Source organism: Streptomyces sp. NBC_00859, from assembly GCF_045161865.1.
Classification (GTDB): Bacteria; Actinomycetota; Actinomycetes; order Streptomycetales; family Streptomycetaceae; genus Streptomyces.
Map to the genome: position 1 here is coordinate 5,577,807 of NZ_CP108826.1, position 25,950 is coordinate 5,603,756.

At 69.9% G+C, this 25,950-nt stretch carries 24 protein-coding genes and 2 pseudogenes; 10 read left to right on the plus strand and 16 right to left on the minus strand.

What is annotated here, in order from left to right; all coding sequences use genetic code 11:
• The first annotated feature begins 6 nt into the window (after positions 1–6).
• Complete coding sequence (locus OG584_RS24415; RefSeq protein ID WP_405780926.1) at positions 7–1,389, plus strand: glycine--tRNA ligase; 1,383 nt, start codon at positions 7–9, stop codon at positions 1,387–1,389.
• 25 nt (positions 1,390–1,414) lie between these two features.
• On the opposite strand, the gene OG584_RS24420 is transcribed toward OG584_RS24415, so the two are convergent.
• Positions 1,415–2,122, minus strand: a complete 708-nt coding sequence (locus tag OG584_RS24420; RefSeq protein WP_405780928.1) for an erythromycin esterase family protein — start codon at positions 2,120–2,122, stop codon at positions 1,415–1,417.
• A gap of 300 nt (positions 2,123–2,422) precedes the next feature.
• On the opposite strand from OG584_RS24420, the gene OG584_RS24425 reads away from it, so the two are divergent.
• Positions 2,423–2,809, plus strand: coding sequence for a hypothetical protein (locus OG584_RS24425; RefSeq protein ID WP_405780930.1), 387 nt, complete (start codon positions 2,423–2,425; stop codon positions 2,807–2,809).
• Positions 2,810–3,017: 208 nt separating this feature from the next.
• Here OG584_RS24425 and OG584_RS24430 read toward each other — a convergent pair whose 3' ends face one another.
• Positions 3,018–4,883, minus strand: a complete 1,866-nt coding sequence (locus OG584_RS24430) for an alkyl/aryl-sulfatase (protein ID WP_405780931.1) — start codon at positions 4,881–4,883, stop codon at positions 3,018–3,020.
• 5 nt (positions 4,884–4,888) lie between these two features.
• Complete coding sequence (locus tag OG584_RS24435; protein WP_405780933.1) at positions 4,889–5,314, minus strand: hypothetical protein; 426 nt, start codon at positions 5,312–5,314, stop codon at positions 4,889–4,891.
• Positions 5,315–5,790: 476 nt separating this feature from the next.
• Between OG584_RS24435 and OG584_RS24440 the strand changes: the two genes are divergently transcribed.
• Positions 5,791–6,420 (plus strand): TetR/AcrR family transcriptional regulator, encoded by a 630-nt coding sequence (locus tag OG584_RS24440; RefSeq protein ID WP_405784256.1) that lies wholly within the window; start codon positions 5,791–5,793, stop codon positions 6,418–6,420.
• Positions 6,421–6,479: 59 nt separating this feature from the next.
• Here the strand turns inward: OG584_RS24440 and OG584_RS24445 are convergent, their stop codons facing one another.
• From OG584_RS24445 to OG584_RS24475, 7 genes and pseudogenes are all read right to left on the minus strand, one after another.
• Complete coding sequence (locus tag OG584_RS24445; RefSeq protein ID WP_405780934.1) at positions 6,480–7,040, minus strand: GNAT family N-acetyltransferase; 561 nt, start codon at positions 7,038–7,040, stop codon at positions 6,480–6,482.
• A gap of 324 nt (positions 7,041–7,364) precedes the next feature.
• Entirely contained in the window at positions 7,365–7,868 is a 504-nt protein-coding gene (locus tag OG584_RS24450; protein WP_405784258.1) for a GNAT family N-acetyltransferase, read from the minus strand.
• 81 nt (positions 7,869–7,949) lie between these two features.
• Positions 7,950–8,378, minus strand: a pseudogene (locus OG584_RS24455) (GNAT family N-acetyltransferase); the annotation flags it as partial.
• A gap of 223 nt (positions 8,379–8,601) precedes the next feature.
• Positions 8,602–8,787, minus strand: a pseudogene (locus OG584_RS24460) (ATP-binding cassette domain-containing protein); the annotation flags it as partial.
• Between the two features lie 289 nt (positions 8,788–9,076).
• The gene (locus tag OG584_RS24465) at positions 9,077–10,387 is read right to left on the minus strand and encodes an MFS transporter (RefSeq protein WP_405780936.1); all 1,311 of its coding nucleotides are present in this window, start codon (positions 10,385–10,387) and stop codon (positions 9,077–9,079) included.
• Between the two features lie 81 nt (positions 10,388–10,468).
• Positions 10,469–11,050: an ArsR/SmtB family transcription factor gene (locus OG584_RS24470; RefSeq protein WP_405780938.1), complete on the minus strand. Its 582-nt coding sequence runs from the start codon at positions 11,048–11,050 to the stop codon at positions 10,469–10,471.
• 148 nt (positions 11,051–11,198) lie between these two features.
• Positions 11,199–11,651 (minus strand): hypothetical protein, encoded by a 453-nt coding sequence (locus OG584_RS24475; RefSeq protein WP_405780940.1) that lies wholly within the window; start codon positions 11,649–11,651, stop codon positions 11,199–11,201.
• A 178-nt stretch (positions 11,652–11,829) separates the two neighbouring features.
• Between OG584_RS24475 and OG584_RS24480 the strand changes: the two genes are divergently transcribed.
• Genes OG584_RS24480 through OG584_RS24490 form a run of 3 tightly spaced genes read left to right on the plus strand, consistent with a single transcriptional unit; the run spans position 11,830 to position 14,494 of the window.
• The gene (locus OG584_RS24480) at positions 11,830–13,056 is read left to right on the plus strand and encodes a histidine kinase (RefSeq protein ID WP_405784259.1); all 1,227 of its coding nucleotides are present in this window, start codon (positions 11,830–11,832) and stop codon (positions 13,054–13,056) included.
• Positions 13,044–13,691, plus strand: a complete 648-nt coding sequence (locus OG584_RS24485) for a response regulator (RefSeq protein WP_405780941.1) — start codon at positions 13,044–13,046, stop codon at positions 13,689–13,691. Before OG584_RS24480 ends, OG584_RS24485 begins: the two co-directional genes overlap by 13 nt.
• Positions 13,688–14,494 carry a hypothetical protein gene (locus OG584_RS24490; protein ID WP_405780942.1) on the plus strand — a complete coding sequence of 269 codons (807 nt, stop codon included), beginning with the start codon at positions 13,688–13,690 and terminating at the stop codon, positions 14,492–14,494. Before OG584_RS24485 ends, OG584_RS24490 begins: the two co-directional genes overlap by 4 nt.
• 301 nt (positions 14,495–14,795) lie before the next feature.
• Here OG584_RS24490 and OG584_RS24495 read toward each other — a convergent pair whose 3' ends face one another.
• From OG584_RS24495 to OG584_RS24510, 4 genes are all read right to left on the minus strand, one after another.
• Complete coding sequence (locus OG584_RS24495; protein WP_405780944.1) at positions 14,796–15,389, minus strand: TetR/AcrR family transcriptional regulator; 594 nt, start codon at positions 15,387–15,389, stop codon at positions 14,796–14,798.
• A 119-nt stretch (positions 15,390–15,508) separates the two neighbouring features.
• Complete coding sequence (locus OG584_RS24500) at positions 15,509–16,528, minus strand: aldo/keto reductase (RefSeq protein WP_405780946.1); 1,020 nt, start codon at positions 16,526–16,528, stop codon at positions 15,509–15,511.
• Positions 16,529–16,855: 327 nt separating this feature from the next.
• On the minus strand, positions 16,856–17,311 hold the full coding sequence (locus OG584_RS24505; protein ID WP_405780948.1) for an Lrp/AsnC family transcriptional regulator: 456 nt from the start codon (positions 17,309–17,311) through the stop codon (positions 16,856–16,858).
• Positions 17,312–17,321: 10 nt separating this feature from the next.
• Entirely contained in the window at positions 17,322–18,845 is a 1,524-nt protein-coding gene (locus OG584_RS24510; protein ID WP_405780949.1) for an amino acid permease, read from the minus strand.
• Positions 18,846–19,151: 306 nt separating this feature from the next.
• Between OG584_RS24510 and OG584_RS24515 the strand changes: the two genes are divergently transcribed.
• Entirely contained in the window at positions 19,152–19,349 is a 198-nt protein-coding gene (locus OG584_RS24515; protein ID WP_405780950.1) for a DUF6243 family protein, read from the plus strand.
• Between the two features lie 383 nt (positions 19,350–19,732).
• Positions 19,733–20,539, plus strand: a complete 807-nt coding sequence (locus OG584_RS24520) for an alpha/beta fold hydrolase (protein WP_405780951.1) — start codon at positions 19,733–19,735, stop codon at positions 20,537–20,539.
• Positions 20,540–20,658: 119 nt separating this feature from the next.
• Here OG584_RS24520 and OG584_RS24525 read toward each other — a convergent pair whose 3' ends face one another.
• Positions 20,659–22,119, minus strand: a complete 1,461-nt coding sequence (locus OG584_RS24525; protein WP_405780953.1) for an MFS transporter — start codon at positions 22,117–22,119, stop codon at positions 20,659–20,661.
• Positions 22,120–22,208: 89 nt separating this feature from the next.
• Here OG584_RS24525 and OG584_RS24530 point away from each other — a divergent pair, with 89 nt between their 5' ends.
• On the plus strand, positions 22,209–23,063 hold the full coding sequence (locus OG584_RS24530; protein ID WP_405780955.1) for a helix-turn-helix transcriptional regulator: 855 nt from the start codon (positions 22,209–22,211) through the stop codon (positions 23,061–23,063).
• On the opposite strand, the gene OG584_RS24535 is transcribed toward OG584_RS24530, so the two are convergent.
• Positions 23,036–24,490, minus strand: coding sequence for an MFS transporter (locus tag OG584_RS24535; protein WP_405780956.1), 1,455 nt, complete (start codon positions 24,488–24,490; stop codon positions 23,036–23,038). The genes OG584_RS24530 and OG584_RS24535 overlap by 28 nt on opposite strands.
• 51 nt (positions 24,491–24,541) lie before the next feature.
• On the opposite strand from OG584_RS24535, the gene dusB reads away from it, so the two are divergent.
• Positions 24,542–25,669: a tRNA dihydrouridine synthase DusB gene (dusB, locus tag OG584_RS24540; protein WP_405780958.1), complete on the plus strand. Its 1,128-nt coding sequence runs from the start codon at positions 24,542–24,544 to the stop codon at positions 25,667–25,669.
• Positions 25,670–25,950: the final 281 nt, after the last annotated feature.

Sequence of the window (25,950 nt, forward strand, 5' to 3'; positions counted from 1 at the left end):
AGCACCGTGGCCGCCGACAAGATCGAGACCATCGTCAGCCTGAGCAAGCGCCGTGGCTTCGTCTACCCCTCCAGCGAGATCTACGGCGGTCAGCGTGCCGCCTGGGACTACGGGCCGCTGGGTGTCGAGCTGAAGGAGAACCTCAAGCGCCAGTGGTGGCGTTACATGGTCACCGCGCGCGAGGACGTGGTCGGTCTCGACTCGTCGGTCATCCTGGCCTCCGAGACCTGGGAGGCGTCCGGTCACGTCGCGACCTTCTCCGACCCGCTGACCGAATGCACCTCCTGCCACAAGCGTTTCCGCGCGGACCACCTGGAGGAGGCGTACGAGGAGAAGCACGGCCACGCCCCCGCGAACGGCCTCGCCGACCTCAACTGCCCGAACTGCGGCAACAAGGGCACCTTCACCGAGCCCAAGAACTTCTCGGGCCTGCTCTCCACCCACCTCGGCCCGACCCAGGACAGCGGCTCCGTCGCCTACCTGCGCCCCGAGACGGCCCAGGGCATCTTCACCAACTTCGGCCAGGTGCTGCAGACTTCGCGCAAGAAGCCGCCGTTCGGCATCGCGCAGATGGGCAAGTCCTTCCGGAACGAGATCACGCCGGGCAACTTCATCTTCCGCACCCGCGAGTTCGAGCAGATGGAGATGGAGTTCTTCGTCAAGCCGGGCGAGGACGAGCAGTGGCAGGAATACTGGATGGAGCAGCGCTGGAACTGGTACCGCGACCTCGGTATGCGCGAGGAGAACATGCGCTGGTACGAGCACCCGAAGGAGAAGCTCTCCCACTACTCGAAGCGCACCGCCGACATCGAGTACCGCTTCCGCTTCGGCGGCAGTGAGTGGGGCGAGCTGGAAGGCGTCGCCAACCGCACCGACTACGACCTGGGCGCGCACTCCAAGGCGTCGGGCACCGACCTCTCCTACTTCGACCAGGAGAAGGGCGAGCGCTGGACCCCGTACGTCATCGAGCCCGCGGCGGGTGTCGGCCGCGCGATGCTGGCCTTCATGCTCGACGCGTACATCGAGGACGAGGCGCCCAACGCCAAGGGCGTCATGGAGAAGCGCACCGTGATGCGCCTCGACCCGCGCCTCGCGCCGGTCAAGGTCGCGGTCCTGCCGCTCTCCCGCAACCCGCAGCTCTCGCCGAAGGCCAAGGGCCTGGCGACCGACCTGCGCCGCAACTGGAACATCGAGTTCGACGACGCGGGCGCCATCGGCCGCCGCTACCGCCGCCAGGACGAGATCGGTACGCCGTTCTGCGTCACGGTGGACTTCGACACCCTCGACGACAACGCGGTGACGGTCCGCGAGCGCGACACGATGAAGCAGGAGCGTGTCTCACTGGACCAGATCCAGTCCTACCTGGGCGGCCGCCTGCTGGGCTGCTGACCTGGCGTGACGCGTGCGTCACCCGTCACTCGTGCATGACCGAGGGCCCCGGTCCCGCTTCGGCGGGGGTGGGGCCCTCGGTCATGACGCGGCCCGAGCCGATGCGGTGGAGGGGGCGAGAACGCCCACGGGTGTGACCACCTGGGAGTGGATGACCGCGTCGAACCAGTCCGCGAGTGATCCGCCGGAAAGGCGGTGGGCGTCGTCGTGCTCCGGGTCGTAGGCGGTGCCGATCACCCGGGTCCTGGACGGGGCGTCGAGCCATGCCCGTACGGGGCGGGGCCGTCGGCACGAGGGATTCCGGCGTCCGGGAGATGCCGAGATCCTCGACGAAACGGACCGGGTCGTCCTGGTTCCGCTGGTTGCAGGAGCGCATCCAGCGGATGACGTCCAGGATCTCCTGGGTCCGCCAGAACGACCGGGCGCCGGACAGCAGTTCCTCCGGGTCTCCCGTGCCGGTTCGGATGTAGGCGCCGAGTCCGAGCCGCATGGCATCGTCGCCTTCCAGGGGCAGCGAACGGAATCCCTGTCGCTCGACGAGGAACCGGAGCACCCTGTGCGCGGCGGTGGACAGTTCATGGGCCTGGCGGGTCGAGGCGCCCGTGGTGACGACCTTGGCATCGCGTACGAGGCCGGCCAGCGGCAGGAGGCCGGTCAGCGGGGTCTGCGGGTCCAAGGTGTCGATCGGGTGGGCGTGTTGCCTGATCCACTGGGTCACTGCCTCCGTCGCCATGCGCGCTCCCTCCATCTGCTTGTCGTGATCGGCTCGCTCGGCGTGATGCGTTGCGAACGCGGCCCAGGCCCTCTGGCATGGAGCCTCGTACATGAACCGCGGTTGAGGTCAATCAGCTTCGGCGGCAGTCCGTCCGACGGGCGGTCGCGGCGCAGTGCGGACGCGCCCAGGTGCCTCCAACTCCGTCTGGTTCGAGGACTGTTGCGGGAATCCCGTGCCGGACTGAGCTGGGTCTGCATTGTCACTGGCTCCTTGTACGGTGACTGCGGCGCGGCACTGATCAAGAGGAGGGGGGCGGCAGTGCTCAGGCACTACTACCGTCTTGTGTACTGGAAGCGAAGACTCACCCGGGCGATACCCGGGGCAGGCCCTCCGGCGCGCGCCCAGAAGCGGCGGCTGCGCCGGGCGGCCGGACGGTTCCGGCCGCTCATGGTGTTCGCCGCGATCGTCGCGGTGGTGCTCGCCGTCTCGTACGGCATCGGCACGTGGGAGAGCAGCGGCCCGACGCAGCAGCCCCGTTCGGCGGACCTCCGGGCGGTCTGCGAGCAACAGCTCACGCACGACTGCCCCGGGACCGCGCACGACACCCGCCGGCAGTTCCTCGCGCAGGCCCAGGAGTCCCGCTCCGTCATCGACGGGCCGCAGGGACAGTCGCTCACGCTGGTCAGGGGCCACGACCACGACTGACGATCCCGACCGGCCGTCCGGCGACACCGCCCCTGCGCGAGCCCCGGTCCCACGAGTCACCCGCATCTTCCTGGCGACGGCCCTGGTCCTGACGGCACCAGGAGGGTGGTGGCCTGCGCCGCACTGATCGGCCGCCGCTGACATCGGCCCGGGGCGCGGCGGGATCAGGGCACGACGGGATCAGGGCGGGAGCCGGGGCGGGGCCGGATCAGGGGGTGACCATGGGGAAATCCGGGTCGGGGGCGTCCAGCAGGCTGCTGAACTCCGCGAGGGCCATGGCGTCGCCGTCGATGGCGACGGTGCCTGCGGTGATCTCGTCGGCGAAGGTCGTCAGCCTGCCCAGGACGGCGTTCAGCGTGGTGCGCGCCAGTCGCAGCCCCGCTTGCGGCCGTTCACCGCGCGGTGCGTCCCCCGCCATGGCGGTGAGGGCACCGTTGGAGAGCAGCAGTGTCCAGGCCTCACCCGTGTCGGTGAACTCCCAGCGCAGCACCAGCCGTCCTGCTGCGGCCGCGCGCGGCCCGTTGATCCGTACGGCCATGGACTGGAAGACCTGCTCGGCGGTCAGGGCGGCGAGGACGTCGGGAGCGCTGCGGGTGGGGGTGGCGATGATGCCGCCGCGGAGTTCGGCCGCTCCCATCAGGTAGAAGTTGCGCCAGGGGCCCGACTCGGAAGCCCTGCCCAGCAGTTCGAAGGTGTCCGCCTGCAGGGATCGGGCCTCGGCGTTGGCCGGGTCGGCGAACAGCACATGGTTCACGACCTCGGCGACCCAGCGGAGGTCTCCGTCCTCGAAGGACTTCCTCGCCTTGGCGAGTACGGCGTCGGCCCCGCCCATGAACTCCACGTACCGGCCTGCGGCTTCGACCGGCGGGTGCGGCCACAGGTGGGCCGGGTTGCCGTCGAACCAGCCCATGTACCGCTGGTAGACGGCCTTGGCGTTGTGGCTGAGGGTGCCGTAGTAGCCGCGGGCGTGCCAGGCGCGGTCGAGGGCTTCGGGGAAGCGGAGTTCCTCGGCTATCTCGGCCCCGGTCAGACCGGCGTTGATGAGCCGTACGGACTGATCGTGCAGATAGGCGTACGTGTCCCGCTGCTCCTCCAGGAAGCGCACTGCCCGCTCCTGCCCCCAGGTCGGCCAGTGGTGGGAGGCGAAGACGGTGTCGAAATCGCCGGCGAAGAGCCGCAGGGTCTCCGTCAGATAGCGCGCCCAGGCGCTGGGGTCGCGGACGAGCGCACCGCGCAGGGTAAGCACATTGTGCAGGGTGTGGCACGCGTTCTCGGCGACACACAGCGTCCGCAAGTCGGGGAAGTGGAAGTTCATCTCCGACGGGGCCTCGGTGCCGGGCGTGAGCTGGAAGACCATACGGACCCCGTCGACGGTCTCCTCCTGGCCGGTCCTCGTGATGCCGAGCGTCGGTGCGATCAGCCCGACGCTGCCCAGTGAGGTCGTCATGCCCAGCCCGCAGCCGATCTGCCCTGCCGGCCCCTTGGGCAGTGCGGCTCCGTACATGTAGGAGGAGCGGCGGCTCATCGCCGGCCCCGTGAACACGTTCTCGCTCACGGCGTGCTCCATGAACCCCGCCGGTGCGAGCACCGGCACCGCGCCGGATGCCACGTCGGCGGCGTCCACCACACCCCGTACCCCGCCGAAATGGTCGACGTGCGAGTGGCTGTAGATCACGGCCGTCACCGGCCGTTCCCCCCGGTGCTCGCGGTAGAGCCCGAGTGCGGCTGCGGCGACCTCCTTGCTGATGAGCGGGTCGACGACGATGACGCCGCGCTCGCCCTCGACGAAAGTGATGTTGGACAGGTCGAGTCCGCGCACCTGATAGATGCCGGGCACCACCTCGTACAGGCCCTGCTTCACCGTCAGCCGGCTCTGGCGCCACAGGGACGGATGGGCTGTCGGCGGTGCGTCCTGCTCCAGTGCGAGGAAGGCGTAGGCGTCGTTGTCCCAGATGAGCCGCCCGTCCGCGTCCCGCACGACGCAGGGGTCCAGGCGTCCGAGGAAACCACGGTCGGCGTCGGCGAAGTCCTGGTCGTCGTCCCAGGGGAGATGATCGGTGCTGCTGGTGGTCATCGGGCTCACATCTCTTTCCGTACGGGGGCGGGGCGGCCGGAATGCCGGGCAGGGTGCCGGGCCGGGACGCTTCGGGAGATCGTGTTCAACTGCCGCTGGTGGAAGGCCGGACCGCCCAGGGCGACGGCGACCAGGAGCCCGGCGGCGGTGATCGTGGCGGGTTCGGGGACCCTTGTCCTGAGCAGCCAGTCGCAGCACAGCGCGGCCCCGACGAGTACCACTTTCAGCGCCACCAGACGACGCAACGGCACCTGATGCGACGCTGCCGCGCCGAAGCGCCGCTCGCGCCGGCGGCGTACGAGGTGGATGACCGGCGGGATCACCAGGACCACCACGAGCACCCGCAGTGCGTGCTCCCACGCCGGTGACCCGGCGCCGCGGAGCCACATGCCCGCCATCACCAGCCCGGCGATCGGATACCCGGCACGCACCGCGCGTCCCGGCCGTCCGGACCTCGGGACACCGGCCGGGCCGGCGTCGGGGGGACCTCCCCGGCCGGGCCCGGGGGTCTCTCCCCGCCCGGTTCCGCGCCCGGCTCCGCGAGGCTCACCGGCTGGCTCGGTGCTCTGCATGCGTGACTCCTCAGGGGACGGCTCACGAAGAAAACTCACGAAGACGGTCCACGTGGGGGCGGTTCACGTGGGGATGGTTCGCGGGGCGGTTCGCAGGGGCAGTTGGCAGCGGTGGACCGTGGGGACGGATCGCAGTCGGGGCAGCTCACGAAGGCAGCTCACGAAGGCAGCTCACGAAGACAACTCAGGAGGATGGCTCGTGAGGACAGCCAGGGACGCTGGCAACCGTAAAGTGTCAGTACTGACTTTTTCTAGTGCCCGAGAGCTTTCCCCGGCAGAAGTGTCATGAATGACAGACGGCGGCCCGCGTGCCACAATCGCTCAACGTGAGCACGATGAATCCCCCGGAGCCGGAGCCGGAGCCGGGGCTGCGCGAGCAGAAGAAGGCGGCCACCCGGCTGGCCCTCCAGCGCGCGGCTCTGCGCATGTTCGAGGAGAACGGCTACGGAAGGACGACCGTCCGGGACATCGCCGCCGCCGCGAACGTCACCGAGCGCACCTTCTTCCGGTACTTCCCCTCCAAGGAACACCTGGTCTTCAGCGAGATCACCGACTTGCTGCCCCCGCTGTGCGCCGAGATCCGAGCCCGCCCTGCCGGGGAACCCCCGTTGACCGCTGTACTGAACGCCCTGCTCGCGCTCGGCGAGAAGCGCCCCGAGACCGGGTTGGTACTTCTCTTCAGCGGCCCCCCGGCCCGTTTCGCCCCGCGCGCCTCCCGCCCCGCGCTCGCCGTCCTGTTCGACTTCGAGATCGGCGTCGCCGCCGCACTCGCGGAACGCCTGGGCGAGCACACGGGGGTCTCTGACGGTTCCCCGCCGTCCCTGCGGTCTGCGGTACTCGCTCGTGCCGCTGTCGCCGCCGTCCGCAGTGCGGTGATCGCGCACAGCGACCTGGGCGACGTTCAGCCCGTCCCCGGGTCGGTCAACCCGCTGCTTCGTGAGGCGTTCGCCGTCCTCGGCCCGTGAGCCCTGCCTCCGGCGCTGGAGCCGGTGGACCCGGTCGGGTTCCAGCTGACAGCGCAGGATCACGGGTGTTGCCGCCACTGGGCCCGGGTGAGTGCGTACTCGACCTCGCCCTGATCGGAGCCCTCGATGGCGTCGGGCCAGTCTCCGGTGAAGCTGCGGAGGAGCGTTAGGCCCGCTTTCTCCATCACGCGCCGGGAACGGGTGTTGACCGCCATGGTGTTGGCGGTCACCCGCTCCACACCGAAATCCGTGAACCCCTTGCGGATCAGCGCCCGTGATCCCTCTGTGGCGTAACCAGTGCCCCAGGCAGCCTTGTTCAGCCGGTAACCGAGCTCGACCACTGCGGCACTGCGGCCGTCCAGGGGACGGAACTCGAACCAGCCCAGAAAGACCCCGGTGGCCTTCTCCTCCGCGGCCCAGTAGCCGCGCGTCCCGAAGCACATGTGATCGTGGAGGAGCCGCGGCAGGACCTGCGACCGGACCGTCCCGCGGTTCGCCGGCCGGCCGCCGTTGATGAAGCGCATCACGTCGGGGTCGTTGTCCAGGGCGAAGAGGTGGTCGGCGTCGGCCTCGGTGAACGGGCGCAGCGCGAGCCGACCGGTCTCCAGGAAGATGTCCATGCCCGGATCCTCACCGCGGACGTCCGGGACTGCCACCGGATATTCGCTTCGCGGCGGGTCCGGTGCGGGGCTCCTCGCCCCGTCCTCTCGCCTCGTCCTCTCGCCCCGTGGCTGCCCCTCGCTCCGTCTCCCCTCGCTCCGGTGTCCCGGCCCGCACCCGTGCGACGCCCGTCGCGCGAGGGCCGAAGCGGGCTTGCGGGGCTGAGGCGGCGGCGGGTTCACGTGCCCAATGGCTGCCCCTACGGGTCCAGGCCGCTGCCGCTGCCTCGGCCCAGGCCCCTGCTCCGGCTCCGGTACGGAGCGTTGTTCGCCGCCAGGCCGGTGTCAGCCGTGGACCAGATCCAGCTCTCCGACCGTCTGGCCGCCGCTGATCTCTCCCGTGAGCCGGAACCCGAGCCCCAGGTAGAAGCCCTCGGGGCCGGCCGCGCCCGGGTGCCAGGTGGCCGTGAGGCGGGTGCCGCCCCGTCGGCGGATCTCGGCTGCCACGGACTGGACCGCGAACCGGCCGTAGCCGCGCCCCTGTTCGCCCGCCGCGATGTTGAGGCGCCAGAGCCCGGAACGGATGTCCGGGCCCGCCCCCGCTCCCGTGAATTCGGTGTCGAGAAAGGCCATGAGGAAGCCGACGGGGCGGTCCCCGTCGAGGATCAGGCGTGGCCAGGCGGTACCGGGGTGGACGTACGCCTCAGCGAGGGACTTCACCACCGGTGCGACCAAGTGCTCCTGATCGGCTCGTACTTTCAGGCTGATCGCGGCGTCGAGGTTGCCGGCGGTGATGCGCTCCAGGCGCAGGGTGTTCGTCGTACGGAGACGCTGGAACGACGGGTCCACCGTGGTCCGTGCCGCGACACCGGACCAGTCGATCTCGTAGTACGTGACCCGCTCGTCCTCCCCGACAGGTGTCATGCCCACGGAGGCCATCACGCGATGGGACGCGGCGTTTTCGTGGTCGGCATCTCCCTTCACCCGGGCGAAACCCCGCTCACGTGCCGAAGCGAGCAGTGCGCGGACCGCTTCGGACGCGTAGCCGTTGCCCTGCGCAGCCGGGACCAGGCCGTAGCCGATCGTGACGCTGCCCTGGGCATCCGGCGGGCCGTGGAAGTCCACACCACCGATCGCGTATCCGTCCTCGCGTCGGCGGATCTCGTACGCACCGGGGTGCGCCGCGCCAAGACCCACCGCGCAGGCATCCAGGAACCGCCGCGCTGCGGAGACGTCCCCGTCCAGGGGATATCCGTCCGCCCAGAGGTCGTTCCTGCCCGGCCGGCGCGCCACCAGCCGCGCCGATTCGCCCGCGGTCAGAGGGTGGAGCACGAGCCGCGCTGTCACAAGGTCGCCCATGACACTGCTGACTATCACGCGGGCCCGGAGGAAGGCACTCGCATTTGCGCGCCGTGCGGGTCGCGTGCGGACCCGGGCGGAGGCGGTCCGATTGTTTCCGCGTCCCCGCCCGCCGGCCGCGGCCCGGGGCGGGCGCCCATCACGGACGAGTAAGGTAACCCTAACTATGCTTGGTCAGCGTCCCGCTGTGGCAGCCTCTCACGGTACGGAGCACCCCTTGTCGCCGGGCGATTGCCCTCAACAGCGTTGATTTTCCGCTGCCGTTCGGGCCGATGAGTGCGGTGACCCGCCCTCGTGGAAGGCGGAGGTCCGCCTCGTGCACGACATCGACACCGTCGTAGGCGACCGTGATCCCCGTGGCGGCGAGACCGTACGGAACGTCGGCTTCCGCAGCGCTCTCGGCGCTCACGGCAGATGTGCCGGGGTCGTCGGACGTGGTGTGGCGGGGTCGGGTGGTGTCTTCTCGGGTGGGTGCAGTCGCGATCACTCGACAAAGGTTAGCCTAACCTAAGTCGCGATCGATGGTCGGCTCCGATGTGGAGCCATTGACTGAAAAATAAACCCGGCCGATGCGCTGTGCTGTGGGACGACCACTGTGCTGCGAGCCGATCGTGGCTTCCGTCGCGTCCGGCACCGGCTTCCTCCCGAACGGGAGGAAGCCGGTCGGTGGGGCGTCTGGTGAGCCTGATCGTCCGGGATCAGAGCGCGGGCTCCGCCTTCGGCTGGTCTGCCGGAGCGGCCGGAGACCTGGTCGGCAGGTCGCGGGCGCGGCGGATCGGCGAGAAGAAGAGGAGTGACGCGGCTGCGGGGAGTGCTGCGATGGTGATCCACAGGGCCGTGCGGGTGCCCAGTGCCTCGCCGAGTGCGCCCCCGAGGACTGCGCCGAGCGGGATGGTGCCGTAGTTGAGGAACGCAGCCGATGCGGAGATCCGGCCGAGCATGTCCTTGGGGCAGTACTGCTGACGGAAGGTCGAGGAGAGTATGTTCCCCGCGATCACACCGAAGGACACCGAGGTGTAGCCGATCACGAACAGCACCAGGCCGAACCCCGCTGTGGTCAGCGGAATCAGCAGAGCCAGTGAGGGCACCGCCAGCTCGAAGAAGATCAGGGCGCGGGCGCTGCCGATCCGGGCAGCGACCCGGCGGGCGGCGAATGCGCCGACGATGCCTCCGATGCCACCGCCGGTCATCAGCACACCGATGGTCCCTGAGGACAGATGGACTTCGCGGACCAGGAAAACCACCAGGATCGACTGGTACGCCATCAGTGCCAGGTTGGCCGCACCGCCCGACACCGCCATGGCGCGCAGATACGGGTCACCGAAGGTCAGCCGCAGCCCCGCGCCGATCTCCCGGCCGAGAGCCCCGCGAGAACGCTCGGCCATCGCACCGCGCGGCTCCCGGTGCTTGATGCGCAGGACGCAGAGGAAGGACACCGCGAACGTCGCGGCGTTCACGAACAGGCCGTTCGCGGCACCGACCATCTGGACCAGGAAGCCACCGGAACCGTAGCCGGCGAGCTGGGCCGCCGACTCGCTGCCGTGCAGTTTCGAGTTGCCCTCCGCCTGGTCCTCGGACGCGACGAGGTGGGGGAGCAGCGCGGTGTACGCGGTCTGGAAGAAGACGGTCGCTGTGCCGACCAGTACGGCCGTGGCGAGCAGGTAGCCCATCGAGAGTACTTGCAGCCAGGCGGCCACGGGTATCGCGGCAAAGAGCAGCATCGCGGCGGCGTCGGCGATGAGCATGACCGGTCGGCGCGGCAGTCTGTCGACCCAGGCCCCGGCCGGCAGCCCGATCAGCAGCCAGGGAAGCCAGGTTGCCGCGGTGAGCAGGCCCACCTGGAAGGTGGAGGCGTGCAGCAGGGTGACGGCGACCAGCGGCAGCGCGACCGAAGTGACTGACGCGCCGTACTTGCCGGTGGTCGAGCCCGTCCAGAGGCGGCGGAAGTCGCGGTTGCGCAGCAGCAGGCTGCGTGAGGTGGCGCGCGCTGTCGTACCCGTAGTCGGCATGTGTATGAAGATAGCTTGCAGAGAACTCTCTGCAAAGGGGTTTGCAGAGAGTTCTCTGCATTGTTGGGGAGGGGGTTTGCCTCAGCCCCTGCCGTCGTGGCGCGCGAACGACTGGAGCTGGACGCTGACCGGCAGTGATCCGGGTGCGGCAGGTTCCCCCTCCGCCGGGTAGTACTTGTCGACCACGGCCATCAGCTCGTCGTTCAGTTCCCGTAGCCGGGTCGGGGTCAGCCGGAGGTCGTCCCAGTTGGCGATGGTGCCCGCGCTCTCCCACTCGGCGGGCCACTTCTCCGCCGCATACGCGGAAGCCCGTTGGAAGTACAGCTGGATGAGCTCCTGGACGTACGCGTCCACGACTACGCCCGCCGAGGGATCCTCCTTGCTCAACTGCGCGGGGCGCAGCACCTGTCGGTCCTCCACCGCCCGCCACCAGCGCTCCCGCTTGGTGCCCCGCTCCACGTCCTCCTCGATGAAGTGGTGCTCGGCCAGCTGTCGCAGATGCCAGCTCACCGTGCCGGTGCTCTCGCCGAACTCCTCGGCGAGAGTGGTCGACGTCGCGGGGCCGTCGCGGCGCAGGGACTCCATGATGCGCACCCGCAGTGGATGTGCCAGGGCGCGCAGGCTTCGTGCATCTATCGTCCGTACCGGCTTGTGGCTGGGCATACCGGCAGCGTAGCGGGGTCGGTGCCCCGCTCTGCCCGCCCCCGCCCTGACTCACGACTGCCGTCGTGGCCGCGATCGCAACTGCGTGGTCCATGCGGCCCGGGTGCATACCAGGCCCTCCTTCTGCGCCGTTGAGTGTTGCCCGTCCTTACGCACACCGTGCGGAGCCCCGCCGCACAGCCAGTGCCGCGCATATCGCGGCCAGCGGAAGCTCCGCGCAGACCGCGAGTGTGACTGCGCCGGTCAGCTGCGGTCCGGGCGCAGACGTCGTCACGTCGAACCAGGCGTCCATCAGCAGGAGCGCCCCGGTGGCCCCCGCAGCACTCGCGGCGCGTGGGTCCTTCCGCTTGAGCAGATAGCCCGTGCCGCCGAGCCCGACCGCGAGAAGGGCGTCGAGACCGACCCAGGCCGTTGACCAGTTGGACACCTCCGTTGTGCGGGGGAGGGTCTTGGCGAGGACGAACATCCAGGGGACCAGGGCCGCGCCGCAGCAGGTGAGCACCGTCGAGAGGTGCGGTCTACGCAGTGCGCGGGGAAACCGGGCGGCGGGGGCGGTGCCGATGGCCGGGGCGATCTTGGTGGGTGGGGCAAACGGAGACATGAGCGCTGAACTCCTTCCGGGGCCCGCCTGATCGGGCACGTCAACAAGGTTCGTCGCCGGAGCACTCCAGGTCAGTAACGCGTGGGTCCGTCCTTGGGTGGTGCCAGTACCACCCCGGATTCGGGCAGCAGCGTGATGGAGCCGTCAGGAGCCGTCCCTCTACGGTGTCCCCATGTCAATGCGCCCTACTTCCTGGGCAGCCGGGCATGCACCCTGGTCGGCCTGGGCCTGGCGTAACACCGCCTTCGCCGCCGCCGGGCTGCCGCTCGCGCTGCCGGCCGTACTAGCCGTAGCCACCGTGATCATGCTGCCTGGGCACCTTCCCGGCGGGCCGGTCGTCCTGCTCGCACTGTGCCCGTTTCTGACCGGGCTGCAGCGCAGCCGGTTCTGGTCGCTGGTCGGGCTCGATGTGCCCGGAATCGTCTGGCGGGAGAGACAGTTCCACTGGAAGGGGCTGGCGGAGCGCCTGCGTTCCGACGCGACCTGGCGGCAGTTCGGTTACCACCTGCTGGCATCGCCTCTGGCCGCGGCCGGAGGGGCGCTGGTGGTCTGCGCCTGGGGTGCCGGGTTCGCCGGCGTGTTTGTCTTCTCCTGGATCTGGGCGCTGCCGCTCGACGCACGGTTGCCCGGCTGGACCGGGCAGTACGTCCTGCTCACGGTCTTCGGTGTACTGCTGCTCCTGCTCACGCCCTGGCTGGCCGCCGCTGTGGCCAGGCTGGACGTGAGTGCGGCCGCGGCGCTCCTCGGCCCCAACCGGGCCAAGGAACTGGAGCGCCGGGTGGAGAACCTCGCCGAGAGCAGAGCGGGCGTCGTGGACGCGGCCGATGCCGAACGGCGGCGCATCGAAAGGGACTTGCACGACGGCGCTCAGCAGCGTCTGGTCTCGCTCGCCATGAACCTCGGCATAGCGCGAGCGGCTCTCACCGATCTCCCACCAGAGGCACGGCAGGTCATCGACGAGGCCCACCGGGAGGCCAAGGAAGCGATCGAGGAGCTCAACAACCTGGTGCGGGGCCTGCACCCTGCCGTACTCGACGACCGCGGTCTGGACGCCGCGCTCTCCGGGATCGCCGCGCGGGCGCCGCTGCCCGTCGACCTGACCGTCGAGATCGGGCGCCGGCCGACGCCCACGGTGGAAGCCGTTGCCTACTTCGTCGTCTCCGAGGCACTCGCCAACGTCGCGAAACACGCCCGCGCCCGCTGGGTTTCCGTGGAGCTGCGAAGCCGCGGTGACCTGCTCCGTATAAACGTCGTTGACGACGGCCGAGGGGGCGCCGATCCCTCGGGCGGCACCGGCCTCGCCGGGCTTGCGCAACGCGTAGGGTCGGTCGACGGAACGTTTTCGATCAACAGCCCCGCCGGGGGCCCGACTGTCATCACTGTGGAGCTGCCGTGCGGGCCGTGATCGCCGAGGACTCGGTGCTGCTCAGAATCGGCCTGGTCAAGGTCCTGGAGATGGCGGGCTTCGAAGTGGCCGCCGAGACGGCCGACGCGGAAGCGCTGTTGGCGGCGGTCGGCGAACACAGGCCGCAACTGGCCCTCGTCGACGTCCGGATGCCGCCCGGCTTCAGCGACGAGGGGGTGAAGGCAGCGCTGATGATCCGGCGGCAGTGGCCCGAGACCGCGGTGCTGCTCCTCTCCCAGTACGTCGAGGAGCGGTATGCGGCCGATCTGCTGTCCGCGCAGACGGGCGGCATCGGCTACCTGCTGAAGCAACGTGTCGCGGACGTAGAGGAGTTCATGGATGCCCTGAAGCGGGTGGCTGCGGGCGGAACCGCGCTCGACCCGCAGGTGGTCGCACAGCTGCTGCTCCGCCGTCGAGGGGCTGACCCGCTGGACCGGCTGACCCCGCGGGAGCGTGAGGTTCTCGCGCTGATGGCCGAAGGCCGTTCCAACGCGGGTATCGCCGAGCAACTCGTGGTCAGTGAGAGTGCCGTGGCGAAGCACATCAACAACATCTTCGCCAAACTCGATCTGGGCCAGGCGGATGGCGACCACCGGCGGGTACTCGCGGTGCTGCGATTCCTGGACGGCTCATGACCACCGGCGACGGCCTCCGCCGCCGTCGCGGAACCTGGATCGGCGTTGCGGTGCTGAGCGCGCTGCTTCTTGTCATTCCGGTCGGAGCCGAAGCGTGGGCGCAACTCGCCCGCCAGACCCGGTCATTCACCAGCACGGAGACGGTCGAGCAGCACGCGGTGCGGGCCGTCGATGTGGACTCCGGCAGCTCCGATGTGTCGATCAGCGCGGGAACGGGCCGCGAGGTACGCATTCATCAGGAGCTGAACTGGTCGCTGCGCAGGCCTGTCGTCGACCGGTACTGGGACGGCACCACGCTGCGTGTACGCACCCGTTGCGACGGCACGTTGGCGCTGACCAGCCTCGGCTGCTCGGTGCGGCTCGACCTGGCGGTGCCCCCGGGAGTAGCGGTACGCGTGGTCTCCGGATCGGGCCAGGTCAGGGTGAGCGGGCTCATCGGGTCCGTGGATCTGAGGTCGGGCTCCGGCGGGTTGCAGCTGTACGGGGTGGCGGGGCCGGTGAAGGTCCGTACCGGATCGGGTGCGGTCGAGGGGATCGCCCTCACGTCGAAAACCGTCGATGCCGGGACGGGATCGGGTGACGCGAGGCTTGAATTCGCCGCCCCGCCCGAGAAGCTGACCGGTTCGGTGGGGGCCGGGGTGTTCTCCGCGACCGTGCCGCTGGGCTCGCACTACCGGGTGCGAGGTGGTACGCGCTCGGGGACCTGGTCGGTCGAGAAGGGCGTTGACGACCCGGCTGCGGACCATCGCGTCGATGTCTCGTCCCGCGCCGGGACGGTCCATATCGGATACCCCGGCTGGTGACCGATGGCATACGCGACACTGACCGCACTCGTCCAGATGAGGGTCGTACGCGGTCCACCACCAGCACGGTCGGCAGACGACGTGACTCCGATGGCCTGGAACATGGCGTACGGATGCAGAAGGCAGCGGCGCAGAGGCCGTTGCTCTGCGACACGTGTGGCCTGCGCCAGGAGGCCCGGTTCCTTCCCCGGCTCAAGGCCGAGGAACATCTGGCCGAAGCCCGCGGGGCGACCGCGCAAACCGCGGCGCGTCCCGGCCGGGGCTCCGGCCCGTCGGCCCCCGGAGTCCAGCCACCGCCCGATCAGCGAGCCCTGAGCCCGCTCAGCAACAGATTCCGTACGGCGGCGAAGTCGTCCTCGATGCCGGGGCGGCCCCACTCCGCCGCGTAGACCGGGTCGTGGAAGCGGTTGGTGGCGTCGAAGACCGCACGGGCCGACACCGTGAAGTCCACGCCGGAAGCGGTGAACTCGCCCTGCGAGCAGCCGTCCTCGATGATCCGGGCCAGCTGGCCGACCAGCGTTCCGATGTGGCGGTCGACGACCCCGCTGTTCTCTTCGGTCAGCACCCCGAAGGTCGCGAACAGCTCGGGATCGCCGCCCGCTTTGTGTCGCTTCGCCGCGAAAAGGCTCGCCAGCCAGTTCTCCAGCCGGGCCGGTGCGGAGGTCGCACGGTCGTCCGCGAACTGGGCCAGCGCCGCCTCCGACTTGTGCAGCCAGCGCTCGGTGACCGCCTCGCGCAGCGCCGCCTTGGTCCGGAAGTGGCGGTAGACGCTGCCGTGGCTCACCCCGAGCACCCGCGCCACATCGACCACCGTCGCCTTGGCCGGGCCGTATCGGCGCAGCACGTCCTCGGTCGCCTCAAGAATGCGCTCAGGTGTCAGAGCTTCGGGGGTCATCGCGCCTGCGCTGCCTTTCGGTGCTGCGCCGCCTTGCGGGGGGACGCGCTGCCGGCGGTCGGGAGAGTGGGACGCTGCCGGCGGGTCGGAAGTCGTACGCTCCCGACCGTACCGGGGCCTCAGCGTTCGCTGTCCAGGTGGGCCATCTGACCGGCCGGGTAGCGCTCACCCGCGGCGGATCCGGCCGGGACGGCGTCCTCGATGGCGGTGATGTCCGCTGCGTCCAGCGTGATGTCCAACGAGCCGAGGGCCTCGGTCAGCCGGTCGCGTGTCCGGGCGCCGATCAGCGGGACGATGTCCTCGCCGCGGGCCGAGACCCAGGCGATGGCGGTCTGGGCGACGGAGACGCCCTTCTGCTCGGCGACCTTCCGCAGCGCGTCGACCAGGTCGAGGTTGTGCTGGAGGTTCTCACCCTGGAAGCGGGGGCTCGTGCTGCGGAAGTCGCCCGGGGTCAGCTCGCGGTCGCGGGTGAAGTGGCCGCTGATCAGACCGCGGGAGAGCACGCCGTACGCGGTGATGCCGATGCCCAGCTCACGGGTGGTGGGCAGGATCTCCGCCTCGATGCCACGGGAGAGCAGCGAGTACTCGATCTGGAGGTCCGCGATCGGTGCGGTCGCCGCGGCCCGGCGGATCGTGTCGGCGCCGACCTCGGAGAGCCCCACGTACCGCACATGGCCCGCTTCGATCAGCTCCGCGATGGCGCCGACGGTCTCCTCGATCGGCACGTCCGGGTCGACGCGCGCGATGCGGTAGATGTCGATGTGGTCGGTGCCGAGCCGCTGGAGCGAGTAGGCGGCGAAGTTCTTGACCGCGTTCGGCCGGCCGTCATAGCCGGTGAACGCGCCTTCGACGGTGCGCAGAGCGCCGAACTTGACGCTGGTGAGCGCCTGTTCGCGGCGGGTGGCCGGCGCGGTGCGCAGGGCCTCGCCGATCAGCAGCTCATTGTGGCCCATGCCGTAGAAGTCGCCCGTGTCGAGCAGCGTCACCCCCGCGTCGAGCGCGGCGTGGACGGTGGCGATCGATTCGGCACGGTCGGCGGTGCCGTACAGCGCTGACATTCCCATGCAGCCGAGACCAAGGGTGGAGGTCAACGGTCCTGCCGTGCCGAGGGTGCGGGTGGGTACGGGGGCGGTCGCCATGTGGAGCTCCTAGCTGGAGTCGGACGCTGGTTGTCGGACGCTGGTTCTCGGACCTGGAATCGGGCCGGACATCGGGACGGACATCGGGACGGGAGCCGGACCTGAAAGCGGACCTGAAAAAATCGGATCGTGAGTTCCGGGATCAGCCCTGGGCGCACGGCTGGGCTGGGCTGGGATCGGATCGGATCGGCAGCTGCCGGAAACCGGCGCAGAGCGACTATGGCATGACGGGTGACAGATTTCAATATCTGTCACCCGTCATGCCGGGGTGGAGGCGTCCCGCCGGCCCGGCTCCCCGGCGGGGTGGGCGCTACGCCGGGGTGGGCGCTACGCCGGGGAGCCGGAGCTGAAACGGCGGACCAGCGGGGACAGCACAAGGACGGACTTGGTGCGCTCCACGAACGGTTCGCCCGCGATGCGTTCCAGGACCCGCTCGAAATGGCGCACGTCCTCGGCGTAGATCTGCACCACGGCGTCCGCCTCACCGGTGACGGTCGAGGCGGACGCCACCTCCGGATAGCGGGACATGCCGCGCCGGATGTCCTCGGGCGACGTGTTGTGGCGGCAGTGGATCTCGACGAACGCCTCGGTCTCCCACCCCAGTGCGGCGGGGTCCACCCGCACGGTGAATCCGGTGATGGCGCCGGAGGCGAGGAGCCGGTCGACCCTGCGCTTGACGGCGGGTGCGGACAGGCCGACCCGGTCGCCGATGTCGGCGTAGGAGCGGCGCGCGTCCTCGGCGAGGGCGTGGACGATGCGTTCGTCGAGATCGTTCAGTCGCAAGGCGGGTGGATCACACTTCTTCTCGGGCGGTCGCGCCGTCGCGGCCGGGCGCGTCTTCGCGGGCGAGCTGGGAGCGGCGCATGCCGTATCCGAAGTACAGCACGAGACCGGCGGCCATCCAGATTCCGAACCACACCCAGGTCTTGGCGCCGAGGCTCGTCATCATCCACAGGCAGAGCGCGAAACCGATGGCCGGGGTGACCGGCGAGAACGCCACCCGGAAGGTCCGCGGCATATCGGGGCGGGTCCTGCGGAGCACGATGACGGCCACGTTGACCAGAGCGAAGGCGAAGAGCGTGCCGATGCTGGTGGCGTTGGCCAGCTCGCCCAGCGGGACGACGGCGGCGAGGACGCCGCAGAACAGCGAGACGATCACCGTGTTGGCGACGGGCGCCCCGGTCCGCGGCCCGACCTTGGCGAAGACCTTGGGCACCAGACCGTCGCGGGCCATGGAGAAGAGGATGCGGGTCTGCCCGTAGAGAACGGTCAGCACCACGCTGGCGATGGCGATGACCGCCCCGGCGGCGAGCAGCACGGCCCAGAAGCTCTGGCCCGTGACGTCACGCATGATCTGGGCTAGGGCGGCGTCCGCGTTGTGGAAGTGCTGCCACGGCATGGCGCCGACGGCGATCAGGGCCACCAGGCAGTACAGCGCGGTGACGATCAGCAGCGAGAGCATGATCGCGCGCGGCATGTCGCGCTTTGGGTTGCGGGCCTCCTCGCCGGCGGTGGAGGCGGCGTCGAAGCCGATGTACGAGAAGAAGAGGCTGGCACCCGCCGCGCTGACGCCGGTCATACCGAGCGGCATGAAGGGCTTGTAGTTGCCCGCCTTGATGCCCGATGCGGCGACCGCGCAGAAGAGGATCAGTGAGGCGATCTTCACGACCACCATGATCGTGTTGGCGCGGGCGCTCTCCCGGGCACCGCCGAGCAGGAAGGCCATCGCCAGCAGGACGACGAGCAGGGCGGGGATGTTGACGATGCCACCGTCCCCGGGCGGGGCCGACAGGGCGGTGGGGATCGTGACCCCGATGGTGCCGTCCAGGAACTCGTTGAGGTACTGGCCCCAGCCGACGGCCACGGCCGCGACGGACACCCCGTACTCCAGCATCAGACACCAGCCGCAGATCCAGGCGATGAACTCGCCCATCGTGGCGTAGGTGTACGAGTACGACGATCCGGAGACCGGGATGGTGCCGGCCAGCTCGGCGTACGACAGCGCGGAGAAGAGGGCGGTGAGTCCTGCGATCACGAAGGAGATGACGACGGCGGGCCCGGCCTTGGGGACCGCCTCGCCGAGGACCACGAAGATTCCGGTGCCCAGGGTGGCCCCGATGCTGATCATGGTGAGTTGCCACATGCCGAGCGAGCGCCTGAGCTGCCCGCCCTCGCCCTGGCCGCCCTCGGCGATCAGGCGCTCCACGGGCTTGCGCCGTACCAGCCGGGCGCCGATGCCACCACCGCCCGGCCTGGGACCGGGGCCACCGGGGGCCGACCGGTCCCGGGTGGTCGGCGCTGCGTCAGGTCGTGCCACGGTGAGGCTCCTTCATCGCTGCCTGCTCTGACGACGGGGACCTCCTGCGCAGACGGCACCGTCTGCGGGTGCGCGTCCCGGCGCACAGCAGGTGGGACCGCCGAGCCTGGGGTCTCCACCGCTCCACGTACAGGGCAGAACCTTACGAGGCGTGCGTAGTGCCCCGTAATGCAGGTTCCTTGTGCATCTGCGGCGATTCGTTGCGCACATCCGCGGGGAACGGTTGATCGTGTACGCCTCAGGTGGAACCGGTGCGGCCGAAAATGCGGTAGGGCCGCCGCGGGTGCGCCCGGTACTCTGACCAGCATGGCAAAGAGTCGCAACAACCTTCTTGGCGTGGGCGGGCAGCGCAAGAAGATGCCCCGTTCCGGAGCACAGAGCTCGGCCGCCGCCGGCGCCGAGGACCGCAGGTCAGCTGCTGATCAGAAGCACGAACTGCTCCAGAAGATGCGTGAGCGGGCCGAGGGGGCCGGGGTCACTGAAGGCCCCGAAGCCCAGGGCTGACATACGGCCGGGGGTGACATCACCCGGCAGCCCCGGAACAGCGTGAGAGCAGCACACTGGACGGCCCGGCAACATGACGGTGGGGTCCGGTCGTCACCACGACCGGACCCCACCGTCATGTCCGGGCCGGGCGGCGCCGCGGCAGACCGGTGCGCCGGGGCAACGCCGACGCGCTCTTCCGCCTCCCGGGTGCCCGTCGCCGCGAACGCCCGCGCCCCCTGCGAGAGAGACCCCCGCAGGCCGCCAGCGGTGGGCGCCGGTCTGCCGCGGCGCCCACCGAGGCCGGGCCCACCGCGGCGGGCCTCTCTGGGGGCAGCAGTCCGTCGGCGCTCTGTCGGCAGCCTGTCGGTGCGATGTCGGCCGGCAGATGCAGACTTGTCCGCATGACTGAGCCTCTCGCATCGGCCGATGACGTAGCGCCCATCACCACTCTCGACGACGGATCAGGGCCGACCCTGCTGGTGGTCCATCCCGGCGGCGGAGACGCGACAACGTGGGACGGTGTCACCCGCCATCTGACCGACGACTTCCGTGTCGTAAGGATGCACCGGCGCATCTACGCTCCCGGGGCAGTCATCGCACTTCCCCACTCGATGGCGGCTGAGGCGGCGGACATCCTTGCCGTCGCCGGACTCCTCGAATCCCCTGTGCTTCTCGTGGGACATTCCTCAGGAGCCGTCGCCGCGCTGGAAGCCGCATTGCTCGACCCGTCGGCGTTCGCGGGACTCTTCCTCTACGAGCCTCCTCTGCCCACCCGCGAGCTGATCGCCGGTGCGGCGGGCGTGCGTGCCCGTGCGGCGCTCGACGCGGGCGACCCGGTCGAGGCGATGCGGATCCATATGCGCGACATCGTCCGTATGCCCGCGAGCACGGTCGACGCGATGTTCGCCGACCAGTCCGTACGAGCGCTCTTCGCGGCCTACGCGGCGGCGCAGATCGCGGAGGACGAGGCGATCGACGCGCTCGGTGTGGGCATCGGCCGTTTCGCGGGCCTCGAGACGCCGACGACCCTGATCGAGGGAGACCTCAGCCCGGCCCACTTGCGCGGACGCCTGACCGACCTGGCGGCAACCCTGCCGAACGCGCGGATCGTCACGCTCTCCGGCCAGGGACACATCGCCCACCTCAGCGCCCCGGACATCCTGGCCGACGCGGTCCGGGACATGGCCGAGCACGTCCTCCACAGGTGAGCGTCCGGTGAGTCCACTGCGCCCGGCCCGCACGGACATCGTCCGCTCCGCACGGAAAACCGTCCGCCCCGCACGGGAAGTGCCGCCGGCCCGCGGAGGGAGCTTCGCCGGCCGCGGTGTCACCGCACCGTGCGTGGCAGCCGCAGGCTGAGCAGTGCGGTGACGGCGACCGTGGCCAGCTGCAGCAGCAGCGTCACCGTCAGCGCCTCCCGCATCCCCAGCGACGGGGTCAGGGAAAGGAAGAGTGAGCCGAGCGTGGCCACTCCCAGTGCGAGCGAGGCCTGTTGCGTCGTTGTCATCACGCCGCCACCCACCCCGGCCCGCTCGGCCGGTACGTCGGAGAGCACGATCCGGAACAGCACCGGCAGCTGGAGCCCCTGGCCGAATCCGGCCAGGGCGGTACCCGGGGCCAGGGCGGCGATGCCGAGGCCGGACCAGCCCCACCACACGGTCGCCGCGATGACCGCGACGCCCACGGCCTGGATGATCCCGCCGGCGGTCACGACCCGGCTGGCGTACCTGCCGACGAGCCGGGGGCCCGCCAGCGACGCGGCGAAGAAGGCCGCAGCCATCGGCGCGAGTGCGAGTCCCGCCGTCACCGGTCCCATCCGCAGCCCCTGCTGGAGGGCGACCGCGATGACGAACATGAAGCCGCCGAAACCGATCGAGAACGGCACCACCAGCGTGAGCCCGCGCCGCAGTGAATCGAGGCGCAGCAGGCTGGGCGGCACCAGAGGCACCTCGCCCCTGCGGTCCGCCGCCCGCTCGGTGAGGTAGAAGGCGGCAGCTGCGAAGGGGAAGACCCCCAGTGACACCCAGGTCCACAGGGGCCACCCGGCGGCCCGGCCCTCCGTCAGCGGAGCGAGGAGCGTCACCAGCGAGAGCCCGAGCAGCAGGGTGCCCGGTATGTCGACGGGCGCGGGCTTCTCGGACCGGGTCTCCGGGACGGAGCGGACTGCCAGCACCAGACCGAGGACCGCCACCGGCACATTGACCAGGAAGATCGACCGCCAGCCGGTGCCCGCCACGTCCGCCGCGACCAGTACGCCGCCGACGATCTGCCCGGCCACCATGGAGAGCCCGGCCGTGGCTCCGTACAGCCCCATCGCCTTCGCCCGGCGCGGGCCCGCCGTCGTCGCCTGGATGGTGGCGAGCACCTGCGGCAGCATCAGCGCCGACGAGGCCCCCTGCGCGACCCGCGCGCCGACCAGTGTCCAGGCGTTGGGCGAGAGGCCGCAGGCGAGCGAGGTGAGGCCGAAGAGGGCCATCCCGAGCAGGAAGAGCCTGCGCCGGCCGGCCATGTCACCGAGCCGGCCGCCGAGTACGAGCAGAACCGCGTAGGCGACGCCGTATCCGGCGACGACCAGCTCCAGCATCGCGGGACCCGCGTCCAGATCGTGGTCGATGGTGGGCAGGGCGACATTGACGATGAAGAAGTCGATCAGCGGCAGCGCCGCCCCGAGCAGCACCGTGAACAGGCCCAGCGTGCCGAGTACCGGGGTGGGGTGGTCGTGCAGGGAACCGGTCCGGGGGAGGGTGGATGAGGTTCGTACCGTCGTATTGCTCACGGAGACGAGCATCCGCCCTCGCTCAACCTGGTACCAGAGTCTCCTTATCCTGGTATCAGGAGTACCTGGCAATGGGCTGCGCGGTGCTGCAGTCTGGATCCATGACCACCATGGCACCGGAGACCGATGTCCGCAGGCATGAGCTCGCCGGCTTTCTGCGCAGCCGCCGGGAGCGCATCACCCCCGAGCAGGTCGGGCTGGCCCCCGGCTCCCGCAGGCGGACACCGGGTCTGCGCCGCGAGGAGGTCGCCCAGCTCTCCGCGGTCGGGGTCACCTGGTACACGTGGCTGGAGCAGGCACGGGACATCCAGGTCTCGCCGCAGGTCCTCGACGCCATCGCCCGCTCCCTGCTGCTCGACCCCAGCGAGCGGACGCATCTCTTCGCACTCGCCGGAGCGGTCGACCCGGCGCCCGGCGCGACCTGCGCGGGCATCACGCCCGCACTGTCGGCGTTGCTCGAACAGCTCGACCCGATTCCCGCCTGTATCCAGAACAGCCGCTACGACATCCTCGCGTACAACCGCACCTATGGCCGGCTGCTCTGCGACCTCGACGCGGTCGCGCCCGAGGACCGCAACTGCCTGCTGCTCGCCTTCACCAACGAGGCGTGGCGGTCCTCCATCGTCGACCTCGACGGGGCGCACCGGGTGATGGCAGCCAAGTTCCGGGCCTCGATGGCCGGGCACCTCGCGGAGCCGCCGTGGAAGGCGCTGCTCAAACGGCTGGAGACCGCGTCTCCGGAGTTCCGCGAGATCTGGGCCCGGCACGAGGTCGTGGGCGTCGGCGACAAGACCAAGTGGTTCCACAACCGCGAGGTCGGGCCGCTGAAGGTGGACCACACCAGCCTCTGGCTCGGGCCGCTGTCGGGGCCGCGCCTGGTGACCTACGTACCGGCCGACACGGAGTCCCGTGAACGCCTGGAGCGGCTCTACACCTTGGCGTCGACCGCCGCCTGAGCCGTCTCGGGGGCGTCCAGCCGCTCCGCGGTCCGGCGGGCCGAGCGCTGAGCCCACTTCCCGCTGGTCAGCAGACCGAAGACCAGGACGGCCAGACCGCACCCGGTGATGATCCACCAGGCAGTTCTGCTGGCTGCGGCGAAGCCCTCGGTGTGTGACGCACCGCTCACGCCCGAGGCCAGCACGGCCCCGATGACGGCGACCCCCAGCGTCGAACCGATCTGCCGGCTGGTCGACGCGACGGCCGCCGCGACGCCGGCCTGCGCGCGGGGCATTCCGGAGACTGCGGTGTTGGTGATCGGGGCGTTCACCATGCCGAAGCCGATCCCGAACAGTACGTATCCGGTGAAGAGCAGCGCCGTGTTCGTCTCCGCGTCGAGAACCGCGAAAACCAGACCGCTCAGCGCCATCGCCACCCCGGCGGCGAGCAGCGAGATACGGGGCCCCCGGTTGCCCACCAGGCGTCCCGACAGCGGGGCGCAGACAAAGGTCAGCACGGCCATCGGCAGCATGTAGAGGCCGGCGTGCAGGGCGGACAGACCGCGGACGTTCTGGAGATAGAGCGTGTTGAGGAAGAGGAAACCGCCGAGCGCGGCGAAGCCGCAGACCGCGATGACCGTGGCCCCGCTGAACGGAGCGCTGCGGAAGAAGCGCAGATCGATCAGGGGCTCGGGGCGCCTCGGCTCGTACAGCACGAGTCCCACCAGCGCGAGAAGTGCCACACCCGCGAAGGACAGGATCAGCGGTGACGTCCACCCCGCCGACGGCGCCTCGATGATCGCGTAGGTCACCGAGCCCAGCAGCGCGATGACGAACAGCTGGCCCACCGGGTCCGGCCTGCGGCCCTTCGGAGCCCGCGACTCGGGCACGTAGCGCCAGGTGAGCACCAGAGCGGCCAGGCCCACCGGAAGGTTGATCCAGAAGATCGAACGCCAGCCGACCGAGTCCACCAGGAGGCCGCCCACGATCGGGCCTGCCGCCATCGAGATCCCCACGACGCCGCCCCAGACGCCGATGGCGCGAGCGCGTTCGCGTGGCTCGGTGAAGGTGTTGGTGATGATCGACATCGCGACAGGGTTGAGCATGGAGCCGCCGATGGCCTGCACCATCCGGAAGATGATCAGTGATTCCAGATTCGGTGCGACCGAGCAGAGGGCGGAGCCGAGGGTGAATATCACCAGGCCCGCCTTGAAGACCCTGCGGCGGCCGATCCGGTCGGCCGTCGAGCCGGCGAGCATCAGCAGCGAGGCCAGGACCAGTGTGTATGCGTCGATCGTCCACTGGAGTCCGGAGACCGACGAGTGCAGCTCCTTCTGCATCGAGGGGAGGGCGACGTTCAGGACGGTGTTGTCGAGGCTGACGATCAGCAGGCTCATGCAGCAGATCGCGAGCACCAGCATCCGCCGGCGGTGGTTGAGCTCGGGCATGCATGAATAGTACGGCTAACTAACGACTTTCGTGTACGCGACAATGGATGCATGACCACGCTCTCCATCGGCCCGCACTCCGTGCAGCCGCCCGTCGTGCTCGCCCCCATGGCGGGTATCACCAACGCCCCCTTCCGCACGCTCTGCCGTGAATTCAGCGGCGGCAAGGGCCTGTTCGTCAGCGAAATGATCACGACGCGGGCGCTGGTGGAGCGCAACGCCAAGACCATGCAGCTGATCCACTTCGACAAGACCGAGACGCCGCGCTCGATCCAGCTGTACGGAGTGGATCCGGTCACGGTCGGCAAGGCGGTCCGCATGATCGTCGATGAGGATCTCGCCGACCACATCGACCTGAACTTCGGCTGCCCGGTCCCCAAGGTCACCCGCAAGGGCGGCGGCTCCGCGCTCCCGTTCAAGCGGCCGCTGCTGCGCGCGATCCTGAACGAAGCGGTCTCCAACGCGGGCGCGGTCCCGGTCACCATCAAGATGCGCAAGGGCATCAACGACGACCACCTCACCTATCTCGACGCGGGGCGGATCGCGGTGGAGGAGGGCGTCACCGCCGTCGCGCTGCACGGCAGGACGGCCGCCCAGCACTACGGCGGCACCGCCGACTGGGACGCCATCGCCCGGCTCAAGGAGCATGTCCCGGAGATTCCCGTCCTCGGCAACGGCGACATCTGGTGCGCGGACGACGCGCTGCGGATGATGCGCGAGACAGGCTGCGACGGTGTGGTCGTGGGGCGTGGCTGCCTGGGGCGGCCCTGGCTCTTCGCCGACCTGGTGAGCGGCTTCGAGGGGACGCCGACCCGGCAGGCGCCGACGCTGCGCGAGGTCGCCGCTGTCATGCTGCGCCACGCGACGCTGCTGGGGGAGTGGATCGGTGACGAGACGCACGGCGTGATCGACTTCCGCAAGCATGTGGCCTGGTACCTGAAGGGGTTCTCGGTCGGCTCCGAGATGCGCAAGAAGCTCGCCGTCACTTCGTCGCTCGACGAGCTGGGCACGCAGCTGCACGAGCTGAACCTGGATCAGCCGTGGCCGGACGGCGCCGACGGGCCGCGAGGGCGTACGTCGGGCAACAACCGGGTCGTCCTCCCCGACGGCTGGCTGAAGGATCCGTACGACTGCGCCGGCGTGGGCGCCGATGCCGAACTCGACACGTCGGGCGGCTGAACCCGGCCCGTCGCCTTCCTGGCCTCCGGTCACTTCCCCCACCCCCGGCCGCCGCTCATAAGAGCGGCGGCCGGGGGTGGGGCCGTCAGTCATGGGAAACGGCTGGAAAATGGGCCTCACCAGCCCTGGGGATGCGCCATCGCCGCGGCACTGAGTGCAGGTTGCCCATTAATCGCCATGAACTGTCCGTTTATCGAACAGGCGGAGTCCGAATAGTGGCATCAGGGCCGAGTAGGTGGCGTGATTCTCGCCACCTCTGATCGCAAGGCTGCTCAGATGAG

Excerpts from the sequence above, each read along its gene's own strand:
- OG584_RS24420 (WP_405780928.1), bottom strand. The coding sequence starts at position 2,122 with ATGGCGACGGAGGCAGTGACCCAGTGGATCAGGCAACACGCCCACCCG.
- OG584_RS24430 (WP_405780931.1), bottom strand. The coding sequence starts at position 4,883 with ATGACCACCAGCAGCACCGATCATCTCCCCTGGGACGACGACCAGGAC.
- OG584_RS24440 (WP_405784256.1), top strand. The coding sequence starts at position 5,791 with ATGAATCCCCCGGAGCCGGAGCCGGAGCCGGGGCTGCGCGAGCAGAAG.
- OG584_RS24445 (WP_405780934.1), bottom strand. The coding sequence starts at position 7,040 with ATGGACATCTTCCTGGAGACCGGTCGGCTCGCGCTGCGCCCGTTCACC.
- OG584_RS24465 (WP_405780936.1), bottom strand. The coding sequence starts at position 10,387 with ATGCCGACTACGGGTACGACAGCGCGCGCCACCTCACGCAGCCTGCTG.
- OG584_RS24470 (WP_405780938.1), bottom strand. The coding sequence starts at position 11,050 with ATGCCCAGCCACAAGCCGGTACGGACGATAGATGCACGAAGCCTGCGC.
- OG584_RS24475 (WP_405780940.1), bottom strand. The coding sequence starts at position 11,651 with ATGTCTCCGTTTGCCCCACCCACCAAGATCGCCCCGGCCATCGGCACC.
- OG584_RS24480 (WP_405784259.1), top strand. The coding sequence starts at position 11,830 with ATGCGCCCTACTTCCTGGGCAGCCGGGCATGCACCCTGGTCGGCCTGG.
- OG584_RS24490 (WP_405780942.1), top strand. The coding sequence starts at position 13,688 with ATGACCACCGGCGACGGCCTCCGCCGCCGTCGCGGAACCTGGATCGGC.
- OG584_RS24495 (WP_405780944.1), bottom strand. The coding sequence starts at position 15,389 with ATGACCCCCGAAGCTCTGACACCTGAGCGCATTCTTGAGGCGACCGAG.
- OG584_RS24500 (WP_405780946.1), bottom strand. The coding sequence starts at position 16,528 with ATGGCGACCGCCCCCGTACCCACCCGCACCCTCGGCACGGCAGGACCG.
- OG584_RS24515 (WP_405780950.1), top strand. The coding sequence starts at position 19,152 with ATGGCAAAGAGTCGCAACAACCTTCTTGGCGTGGGCGGGCAGCGCAAG.
- OG584_RS24520 (WP_405780951.1), top strand. The coding sequence starts at position 19,733 with ATGACTGAGCCTCTCGCATCGGCCGATGACGTAGCGCCCATCACCACT.
- OG584_RS24525 (WP_405780953.1), bottom strand. The coding sequence starts at position 22,119 with ATGCTCGTCTCCGTGAGCAATACGACGGTACGAACCTCATCCACCCTC.
- OG584_RS24530 (WP_405780955.1), top strand. The coding sequence starts at position 22,209 with ATGACCACCATGGCACCGGAGACCGATGTCCGCAGGCATGAGCTCGCC.
- OG584_RS24535 (WP_405780956.1), bottom strand. The coding sequence starts at position 24,490 with ATGCCCGAGCTCAACCACCGCCGGCGGATGCTGGTGCTCGCGATCTGC.
- dusB (WP_405780958.1), top strand. The coding sequence starts at position 24,542 with ATGACCACGCTCTCCATCGGCCCGCACTCCGTGCAGCCGCCCGTCGTG.